Annotated in this window: 3 protein-coding genes; all 3 read right to left on the bottom strand. The window is 74.9% G+C overall.

Going from position 1 to position 3,566, the window contains the following annotated elements; all coding sequences use genetic code 11:
- On the bottom strand, positions 1–781 hold a 781-nt coding region (locus ACIQOV_RS32855), incomplete at its 3' end, for an ABC transporter permease (RefSeq protein ID WP_401054378.1).
- Positions 778–1,737, bottom strand: coding sequence for an ABC transporter permease (locus ACIQOV_RS32850; RefSeq protein WP_401054377.1), 960 nt, complete (start codon positions 1,735–1,737; stop codon positions 778–780). The genes ACIQOV_RS32855 and ACIQOV_RS32850, both read right to left, overlap by 4 nt.
- Positions 1,734–3,419 carry an ABC transporter substrate-binding protein gene (locus ACIQOV_RS32845; protein ID WP_401054376.1) on the bottom strand — a complete coding sequence of 562 codons (1,686 nt, stop codon included), beginning with the start codon at positions 3,417–3,419 and terminating at the stop codon, positions 1,734–1,736. Before ACIQOV_RS32845 ends, ACIQOV_RS32850 begins: the two co-directional genes overlap by 4 nt.
- Between the last annotated feature and the right edge of the window lie 147 nt (positions 3,420–3,566).

Genomic DNA, 3,566 nt, shown 5'->3' with positions numbered 1-3,566 from the left:
GGGAGAGCATCGCCCCCCACTCCGGGGCGGGCGCCTTGGGCCCCAGCCCGAGGAAGCTGAGCGCCGAGCCCGAGACCACGGCGGTGCCGACGGCCAGCGTGGCGGGCACCGTCAGCGGCCCCAGGGTGTTCGGCAGCACGTGCCGCAGCACCACGGCCGCCCGGGGCACCCCCAGGGCCGTCGCGGCGCGCACGTACTCCGAGCCGCGCACCACCATCGCCTGCCCGCGCACCAGCCGGGCGAACCCGGGGGTGGCCGCGATCGCGATGGCCAGCAGCGCGTTGCCGGTGCCCGGACCGACCACCGCGATCACCAGCAGCGCGAGCAGCAGTTCGGGCAGCGCCAGGAGGACGTCCACCGCGCGCATCGCCACCTGGTCGCCGATCCGTCCGGACAGCGCGGCCGGCAGGCCGACCAGCAGACCCGCCAGGACCGACAGCGCCGTCGCGCCGAGCCCGATCAGCAGCGAGTACCGGGCGCCGTGCACCACCCGGGCGTACACGTCCCGGCCCAACTGGTCGGTGCCCAGCCAGTGTTCTGCCCCCGGCGGGGTGAGCGCGGCGACCGGGTCGGCCGCCGTCGGGTCGGCGTGCGCGAGCAGGGCGGGCCAGGCGCAGGCCACCACCGCCGCCGCCAGGACCAGCGCGGCGAGCAGCACTCCGGGCCGCACCCGGGCCGCCCGCCCGCCGCCCGAGCGGACCGCCCGGGCGGCGGGCCCGGCGGCCGGCGCGGCGTCGGCGTCGGGGGCGGGAGCGATGCCGGGGGCGACGGGGCCGGTCATGCCGCCACCTCCCGCACCCGGCCGGCGCCGCGCAGCCGGGGGTCGATCAGCAGATAGAGCGCGTCCACCGCGGTGTTCACCACCAGGTAGACCGTGGCGGACAGCAGGATCAGCCCGATCACCACCGGCAGGTCGTGCCCGGTGACCGCGTCCAGCGCCACCCGGCCCAGACCCGGCCGGGCGAACACCGTCTCCACCAGGACCGTCCCGCCCAGCAGCCCGCCCACCAGCCAGCCGCCCAGCGTGACCGCCGGCACCAGCGCGTGCCGCAGCGCGTGCCGGCCGCGCAGCGCCAGCGGGCCGATCCCGCGCGAACGGGCGGTCAGTGCGAACGGCTCGTGCAGCGCCGACTCCAGCCCCTCCCGCAGCACCTGCGAGAGCAGCGAGCCGAACGGCACCGCCAGGGTCACCGCCGGCAGCACCAGCGACTGCCAGCCCTCCGCCCCGGCGACCGGGAACAGCCGCAGGTGGAAGGAGAACAGCGTGAGCAGCAGGACCCCCAGCCAGAACGGCGGGGTGGAGATCGCCAGCAGCTCCGCCCCGGAGGCCGCGCCGCGCACCGCCCGTCGCCGCCCGGCCGTGGTCACCGCGGACACCAGGGCGAACACCAGGATCAGCCCGAACGCCGTCAGCGCGAGCCCCGCGGTCGGGCCGAGCTGCTCGCCGATGATCCGGCTCACCGGCTGCTGCTGCTGGTAGGAGCGGCCGAGGTCGCCGCCCAGCAGCCGGCCCAGGAAGGTCAGGTACTGCTCGAACAGCGGGCGGTCCAGCCCGAACTCCCGGGTGATCTCGGCCCGGACGGCCGCCGAACCGGTGGTCACCGAGCCGCCGAGCAGGGTCGACACCGGGTCGCCGGGCACCAGGTGCAGCGCCAGGAACCCCAGGGTGGCCGCGCCCCAGAGCACCAGGACCGCACCGCCCAGCCGGTGCAGCACCGCGCGCGCGACCCGTGTCACTTGTTCTTCCAGACGCCGGCGAACTGCGGCCACGCGTTCGCGTCGGACACCAGGCCCCGGACGAGCTGGGTGTGCCCGATCAGATTGGTGGTCACGTACAGCGGCAGCACCGTGCCGTGCTCCACCGCCCACCGCTCGGCCTTGGTGTAGTCGGCCTTGCGGGCGGCCGGATCGGTGGTCGCCGCGCCCGCCGTCAGCCAGCCGTCGAGCTCCGGGTCCTTGCTGAGCGACACGTTCTGGCCGCCGGCCGCCGGAGTGTTGGAGGAGAGGTAGAAGCCCGCCAGGATCGCCGGGTCGGCCCGCACCCAGGAGTTGTCCCACAGGTCGTAGTCGCCGCTCGCGTAGATCTTGAAGTAGGTGCCGTTGTCGATCGAGTCGCGGACCAGCTCGACCCCGGCCTTCTTCAGGTCCGCCTGGATGCCCGCCGCCAGGGTGTCGCGCTGGTCGCGCACCAGCGAGGCGATGTACGGCCAGTGCAGGGTCAGCCGCTTGCCGTCCTTCACCCGGTAGCCGTCCGCGTCCCTGGCGCTCCAGCCGGCCTCGTCCAGCAGCTTGCCGGCCGCCGCCGGGTCGTGCGGCAGCGCGTCCTTCAGCCCGGCCTCGTACGCCGCCGGGGTGGTCGGGCTCAGTGGGCTCCAGGCGCGCTCGTACTCGCCGAAGTAGATGCTCTTGACCAGCGCGTCCACGTCCACCGACCGCTGGACGGCCCGGCGCACCCGCTCGTCCTGCAGCGGCCCCCGGGTGGTGTTCAGGAACAGCGAGTAGACCACGCCGGGGTTCTGCGTGCGGTTCACCTCGATGCCGGTGGCCGCCCGCACCGTGCGCACCGCGGTGACCGGTAGCGTGGCCGCGTCCACCTGGCGGCTGGTCAGCGCGCCGCTGCGGACCGAGTCCTCGGGCAGGAAGCGGATCGTCAGCCCGTCCAGGTACGGCGCGCCCTGGTTCGCGGCGCCCTCCGGGGCCCAGGCGTAGGCGTCGTTGCGCTTGAACTCGACGTGGTCGTTCTTGACGTACTCGGTCTCCTTGAACGGCCCGGTGCCCACCGAGTTCTCGCCGCCCGCGCACAGCTGGTCCGCCTTCTCCGCCAGCGACTTCGGCGAGGCGATGCCCAGGTACGGGGTGGCGACCGCCTGCAGGAACGGCACGTACGGCTCGGCGAAGGACACCCGGACGGTGTGCGGGTCCACCACCTCCGTCCCGGTGTACGGGCCGAGCAGGCTGGCCGCGTACAGCGACTTGGTCCTCGGGTCCTTGACGTGGTCCAGGTTGGCCTTCACCGCGGCCGCGTCGAAGACCGTGCCGTCGTGGAAGGTGACGCCCTCGCGCAGCTGGAAGGTGTACGTCCGGGCGTCCGGCGAGATCTGCCAGGACTTCGCCAGCCACGGGTGGAAGGCGCCCTTGTCGTCCAGGTACACCAGCGAGTCGAAGACGTTGCGCTGGATCACCGCCGTCACGTCGCCCGGGCTGACGTGCGGGTCCAGGCAGGACGTGCCGACCGCCACCGCGTACTTCAGGGTGCCGCCGCGCACCGGGGCCCCCTCGGCGCCCGCCCCCGGCCCGGCCGGGCCCGCCGAGGAGCAGCCGGCGAGCAGGACGGCCGCCAGACCGGCGGCGGGCACGGACGAGGGGACGACGAACGGACGGCGGACGCGCCGGGCGGCGGGCACGGGTCTGCTGGGCATGGGTGACTCCTTGGTGGTGCCGGTGGAGGGCGTACGGGACCGCCGCCGGGCGCGGGCGCGCACGGCGGGGGAAGGGTGACACCGACGCCCGCCTGGCCAAGCTGCGCGACTCGATCCGCGGCGACCGCAAGTACGGCAAGAACATCG

Source organism: Kitasatospora sp. NPDC091257 (genome assembly GCF_044757675.1).
GTDB lineage: Bacteria > Actinomycetota > Actinomycetes > Streptomycetales > Streptomycetaceae > Kitasatospora > Kitasatospora lactacystinica.
This window is presented reverse-complemented; position numbering and strand designations above follow the sequence as displayed.